Source organism: Treponema sp. OMZ 840 (assembly GCF_050937815.1).
GTDB lineage: Bacteria > Spirochaetota > Spirochaetia > Treponematales > Treponemataceae > Treponema_C.
Map to the genome: position 1 here is coordinate 122,999 of NZ_JACDIJ010000006.1, position 6,618 is coordinate 129,616.

Here is a 6,618-nt window from a genome sequence, read left to right on the forward strand (position 1 = left end):
CTAGCGGCGCAAACGATCGGCTTTTTTCAGCCAATTATAAAAGTCCAAACCGCTTACGCTTCCTTCGGGGTTAAAGCGCCTGCCGTCTATAAGGGGTATAATGTCTTCTTCGATAACGCCTAAAATCGAGTCGAAGTATATCCGGTCGAGTTCCACGTCTTCCAAGGGGCTTTTGCCGCGCTGCATATATTTTGTGCTGTAGCGGTTTAAAAGCGCAAAATCACCGGCGGCAATCATGTGCCATAAAAATAAGGCCGCGTCTTTACGCTTTGCGCTTCCTCCGCCGAGGTCGGCGTCGGGGGCGTACCAGCCTTCTTTTTTTAATTGCTCGGCAAGAAGCTTTACCGTGCGCCGTTCCGTGCCGGTAATAAAGTCGAGGGCGTGGCTGTTATCCTGCGTTAAAGCGGTCATATCGGAAAGACGAATTTCATCGCGCTCGATAATACGGGCACTGTCTTTATGTGTGTCCGCATCGACTTCATACAATTTTGCCGCGCGTTCGCGCTGTTCGGCATACAGTTCCGTATACGCCGGCGGTAAAAAATCGAGAGAGGTATCGAAGAGGGCAAGGGCTGCGGTATAGTTTTCGGCCGAAAAATAAAGCGAAGCAAGCTCGCCTTTAAGACGGTAAAAATCGGGGTTATGCTTTACCGCGTTTTCCAAAAAACTTTGTTTTTCTTCGTTTTTTACGATTAAACGCGAGCTTACAAGCAGTGCATATTCGTCGTCCGCATTGTAGTTTTGCGCGCTTTTTAACATTTTTCGTGCCGCCGCTTTATCGCGATTTAAAAGATACCAGTCGGCATACAGGGCGTAGAGCCGCGCTAAATAACTTGAGTCCGAAGAAGGGGAAGCGAGAAGGCTGTCCAGTTCTTTTTTTACGGCGGCGTTTTCGGAAGGAACGATTTTTCGGTGTTGCAAAACGAGTTTTCGTTCTATATCTTCAATGCGCCCCCTGTTGTCTTCTTTTGCCGACGGTACATACACATCGCTTCTGGGTACGGTTGCACATGAAGTAAAAAAAACAGGTAAAAAGCAAAGGAGCGCCGCCGCGTATATGTGTCGTATTTTCATTGTCGTACTCCGGTATAAGCGTGAATTGTATTATCTATGCCGCAAGTGAGCAATTCGGCAAAGCCGTCGCCGTCAACATCAATCATATGCGGAATACCCGTTCCCGCAACGGGAAAGCCTTCGAGCGGCATAAGCCGGGCGTTATACGCGTACAGCGCATTTCCGCCGCCGGATACAAAAACTTCGTCGGTACCGTCGCCGTCAAAATCGAGCAAGCTTATAATGCGGTTATGTGCCGTTTTGGGCTTTAATACGATTTGATCGACAATGCGGCATTGCGTGTCGATTTTGTACAGGGTTCCGTTTTCATCCGCGGCAAAAAACATATGCAAGCCGGAAGAATAAACGGGCTGTACCTTGGACGCGGCGTTAAGAGAAACCGAAAGCGCTTCGCGTTCTTCACTTTGTGCGGCCGGAAAAAGCGAAAATACGCCGTCTTCGGTTAATACCGCCATGCAAAGCTTTGACTGCTCATCTTTGTACAAAAGGGGTTGTACGGCCGAAATGGACTGCGATTCGGCAGGATAACCGGGCAGTATTTTTCCTTCAGTATCGAACAGGTAAATGAGGCTGTCAAAAGAACGCGGCAATGCCGCAATTGTGTTTTCAAATACGAGGGGCGGCTGTTTTAATTTTGCGTTCATTTCCTCGGAATAGCGGACCTGTGCTTTAGAATCGACAAAAAGTAAAACGTTTTTATCGGCCAGCGGTACCGCAAGCGTACCCTTTATAATCGTCGGCGATGAGGCACAGCGTTCTCCGGTTAATACGGGAAAACCTTCAAAAGGATTTAAATCGTAATCGGTTTTATATACGGTTCCCCGTGCAGAAACCGCCCATACCGCTTTTACAATACCTTTTTCGGTGTGAACTCCTATATACGCCGTATCGTCGAGCTTTATGCTGCGTACACTGCGCTGTGCCAAATTAAGCGCGTATACCGAGTTGGCTGAAGTCCAATAAGCATAGGGAACGTTTTTTGCCGTTTTTCCGCTGTATATATACGACTGCACTTTTACGCCGCAATCGTAGGGGAAGGCGGCCAATTCTCCGCGCGAAGCCGAAACGGTTTTTTGCGTGTACAACTCAAAACGGAGTTTTTGCGCCGGATCGAGCTTTACCGATACAACCCCTTTGCCGTAATCCTTGAGTACGGATTTTAAAGCGGCATTGTGCTTTAAAAAGGCCGGCACGCGGCTGTCGAGCGTATAATAGGCAAATACGGACGTTTCCGGAGAAACCGAGCGTGCAATTGTTTTCCAATTTTCGGTTTTTACCAAAAGCTTACCGCTTTTTACTTCGGATGCAAAGGCTGCAAGGCCTTCGGCGCTTTGCGAAAGATAGAGGTACCCGTCTTGAATAAGGTAAAAGGGGGTTGAAAGTTCAACTTTAAATGAACGCACAAGGGCTTTTATAACGTCGGGGAATTCTATGCGCGGAATGCGTATACCGTTCACTACGGCCGATACATCCCGGTGTACAAAAAAGAGGGAAAAAATATGGGTAAATACGTCGCGGCATTGTTTTTCGTCTTTAAGCGAAACAAAAAAGATAGGTTCTTCAGAGTCTGCAGTTCCGACAATACCGATTTCATCGCCCATCCACGAAAATAAAAGTTCTTGAATATCTTTTTGAAACAAAAACCGGATGCCGTTTGCCGCATTTTCGTATGCATTCATAATGTTTTTGCCCAAAAGTTCGGCGCCGTTTTCAAACAAAAAGGCAGGCTCTCCCATTTTTAGCAGGGTAATATAGTCGGTAGATTCGGGAAGGCGCGTTAAAATGCCGGGAACCGCCGATTTGTTTTGCAATATGATTTTTAATCCCTGCGAATCGCTGTCCCACGCACAATTGCCCGAAACCGACATTTCTTTTTTATTCAAATTGAAATTTACCGCCGTGTATTCGGGAAAATGCAAACGCGAAATGATTTTTCCGTAAAGCGTGTCGGCTTTGATATTAGACGTAAAATAATTCATGTCGGTTAAAACGCTTAACGCATCCCGCTTCGATTCTTTAATGAACTTTTTAATCGCTTTTACGCTTTCGCTTTTTTTTGCATGTGTCGGCACGGCTTTTTCGTTTGACGCTTGCCCTTTCGGAGCTTCGAGCGCTTGCATAAATAAATCTTTTGCCGCCGACACAATCATAAGGTCTTTGTAAAAGCCGATATATGCTTTTTGTCCGTCCGCAATTTTGTATGTCCAAAACAAAGTGCCGTTTTCGTTTTCGGCGGAAAGTTCTTTTACCGACGAAAACACATCGGGGCGGTACCGTAAAATGTAAGGCAAAAGCCGAGAGGCTGCGGATCTGAATCCGAGCTTGGCGCATACAAGATAGGCTCCGTCCGCATATACGGCGGCATCCAGCCTGAAATTCGAGGCTTTGTCGAACCACTTTGCCGACAAAACGGGGGAGGCGCGCAGAGAACGCAGAGTACCCTGTAGTTTTTCGGTGTTTGCGCCGGTTAAAAGTGCGTCAAGTGTTTGTACGGATACGGTTTTTTGTAAAAAATCGCCGGCCGAGGGCAGATTTATATACGCATAAAAATCCTGCGGAATATGTTCGGCAGGGTCCGCCCCGTCGAAAGCGGAATATACCAAAAATCCCGCAGTCGGAAGCACGATAATCAAGACGATGATTAACAGTGTAACGATGAATATATGGAAAAAACCGTGTTTTTTTGTTTTTTTACCGGTTTTTGCCGGTTTTGCCGCCGGATCCCTGCCCGGCTGTATCACCGCATTGTTCATAAAAACCCCTTTTATCCAGTGTAGAATGTTACGCCCTATCTGTCAAGGTTTAACAAAGGGCTTTAAAAACCGGAACAAGCGGACGCGGTTGTCCAAAAAGTCGGACAGGACAATAAAGGTACCGTCGCTTGACACGTCAAGACCGGTCGGCTGATTTCCCGCTTCAATGCTTTCGATGCGTGTAAGGAGGTGAGTGTCGATTATGTCGAGTCTGCCGGTTACCAAGCCCTTGTGCTCGTAGCCTTTTTCCGGATGATTGGGGCCGCGGCATGATACATATAAACGTCTGCCGTCGGGAGAAAGCGCAATGGTGTTGGGATTGTTAAAAACCCGTATCGATGCGATAAGGCTGTCGTCCTCTAACGAGTACACTTCAATACATGCGTTAAACATATCCGACACATAGAGCCGTTTTGTACGGTAATCGGCTGCGATATGGCGCTTTGCTCCTTTGCTTCCGGCTTCCGTGAGGGTTTTTAAGTCTTTAAGATTTTTTTTAATAAGACGGCAGCGGGATTTTCCCGAATCGTCTTCGAATTGTGCGCAATACATATACAAGCCGTCCTGCGAAAAAGCCATACCGCGCGGAACGGCGGCAACCGGAATCTTCCGTTCCTCCGTATAGGACAGCGGATTTATAACGCTTATATCGCGGCTGACCCAATTGCTTACATAGACACGGTTGTTTGCCTGATTGTATGCCATCACCTTACTCCACGCACCCGAGCTTTGTATGGAGCGCTTATAAGCGAAGCCGGCTAAATCGAATACGTGGACGCACGCCGAACTCATTTGCGATACCCACAGTTCGTTTTGCTGCGGCAGTACCAGCGTTTCCACAAAGCCCTGTTGCCGGGCATATTGTTCGGGAGGCTTTATACGTCTAACGTTGCCTGTTTGTATATCGATTATATCGACACCGTCGGCTTCCAAAAGGGCTGCGGCAACCAGTTTGTCGTTTATAAAACGAAGACTTTTGGGCTTGCTTCCGGTTTGAAAAACCGCTTCAACATCGTATTGCGAATTTTCGCGCGACAAAAAGGCAAAGCCGCTTTTTTGTAAAAGAGAGGTGCCTTCGATACTGACCGGGCGGAAACCCTCGTGTTTTATATCAAGCTTTGCAGGCGGCGTATCAAAGCGGAATCGTACACGGGCAATGCTTTTGTCCGTTTCCAAAACCTCAGGCTGTATTTTTACGCCGTCCGCAAAAAAATCCGTTCCCGAAAAGGGCTGAACGGTTAAGTCGAATACGGTTTGCGCGTACAAAGACAGGCAAAAAGTTATGCATATAAAAAGGTACAGCACACGTACACAAAAACGCACATCCTTCAGTTTCATGCTTTTATTGTCCGAAAAGCAGGCTCTTTTGTCAACGCCGCTCTCTTTTGTAGAGAAACGGTAGACACCCAAAACAACCGGGCGGAAATTAGGAATGTTTAATGCTTAATGAGGAATTATGAATTGAGTATTAAAGAATGGGTGAATTAAGTTGAAGCTTTTTGGTAAGAGTTGTCGGAAGCTCCTTGCCCAAGGCATCCGGCAAAGGCTATTCTACCGGCTTTTTGTCTTTGTACCGCTATATCCGTTTCGTAATCATATTCTGCCGGTAACATATTGATTCTTATAAAGCCTCGATTTCTTCTTTGCTTAAGCCCGTGGCTTGTACTATTTTTGCAGTAGAATCACCGAGCTGTTTTAATATCTTTGCCGTTTCAATTTTGGTTTGGTAAGCACCCCTATCAATACCTTCGGAGAAAGCTATTTCACGTTCTTCAGCACGCCGTCCATCTTGCAGGCACCATAGGAACAGGCGGGAATGAAAAGCCCTGTTATTGGAAAGGCAACACCAAGTACGAACTGCCTATGGACTCGGAAATGGCTGAAGGATATGCATGTTCCCTTACCCTTAAAGACGGAAAAGCCTACAGTGCAGGGGACTACGGCGAAACAGGGGTGTCAACCGCCATTGTATGGGAAGGAAACACCCCGTACTGGCAAAGCCCCGAACGATGGACCGCCGCACATGCAATTTTAACCGAAGGCTCCTCCCTCTACATAGCGGGAAAGCTGAAAAAAGACGAAGTGTGGGAAGCCTCCGTTGCCGACATAACGGACAAAACGCAAGTGCGCATTGCCCACCTGCATACAAGCACGGGAACGGAGGAAGGTTCGAGAGCTTACGGCTTGTGCGCCTCTCCTTCCGCCTTTTATGCCGTAGGACAAATATACAACAGCGTCGTTGACCAAAAAAAAGGTGCCTTGTGGACAATAAGCAAAACATTTGACGGCACCGTAACCGAAACGGTGCTGGCTACGGGAGAGGATGTATGGCCCAAGGCGGTATGCTTTTTAGACGGCGCCGCCTACGCTGCAGGACGGAATGCGGCAAGAAATGCTGCGGTATGGAAGGTTACGGGTACGGGCACAAGCGCAACTATAACGGAAACGGAACTTGAAACCGACGGCTCCGAAGCAAACGCCGCATGCACAAAAGACGGCTTTGTCTTTATAGGCGGACGGAACAGAGGCAAGCCCTGTATTTGGAAGGGAACGGACAGCTCCTTTACAGCCATACCTTTAAGCTCCAAGGACGGCACGGTGAATGCCCTCTACGCTTTCGGAAACGACATCTATGCGGCAGGCTATATTCAAGAAAGCGGTGTTAAAAAAGCCGCCTATTGGAAGTTCACTTCCGCCATTTCTTCTGCCTCCGATGCCGACATAACCGTCCTTCCCGACGCCGACAGCGAAGCATACGGCATTGCTGTAGCATGGGAATAAGCATACAATC

The 6,618-nt window shown here is 47.6% G+C and carries 4 protein-coding genes; 1 reads left to right on the forward strand and 3 read right to left on the reverse strand.

Going from position 1 to position 6,618, the window contains the following annotated elements; genetic code table 11:
* The 3 genes from H0R92_RS09485 to H0R92_RS09495 are packed head-to-tail and all read right to left on the reverse strand — an operon-like array spanning nucleotide 1 to nucleotide 5,165.
* Nucleotides 1-1,074 (reverse strand): hypothetical protein, encoded by a 1,074-nt coding sequence (locus H0R92_RS09485; RefSeq protein WP_432963740.1) that lies wholly within the window; start codon nucleotides 1,072-1,074, stop codon nucleotides 1-3.
* Nucleotides 1,071-3,827 (reverse strand): FG-GAP repeat domain-containing protein, encoded by a 2,757-nt coding sequence (locus H0R92_RS09490; RefSeq protein ID WP_432963742.1) that lies wholly within the window; start codon nucleotides 3,825-3,827, stop codon nucleotides 1,071-1,073. The genes H0R92_RS09485 and H0R92_RS09490 overlap by 4 nt, the downstream gene beginning before the upstream one ends.
* 42 nt (nucleotides 3,828-3,869) lie before the next feature.
* Nucleotides 3,870-5,165, reverse strand: coding sequence for a YncE family protein (locus H0R92_RS09495; RefSeq protein WP_432963745.1), 1,296 nt, complete (start codon nucleotides 5,163-5,165; stop codon nucleotides 3,870-3,872).
* A 366-nt stretch (nucleotides 5,166-5,531) separates the two neighbouring features.
* Between H0R92_RS09495 and H0R92_RS09500 the strand changes: the two genes are divergently transcribed.
* Nucleotides 5,532-6,608 (forward strand): hypothetical protein, encoded by a 1,077-nt coding sequence (locus H0R92_RS09500; protein ID WP_432963748.1) that lies wholly within the window; start codon nucleotides 5,532-5,534, stop codon nucleotides 6,606-6,608.
* Nucleotides 6,609-6,618: the final 10 nt, after the last annotated feature.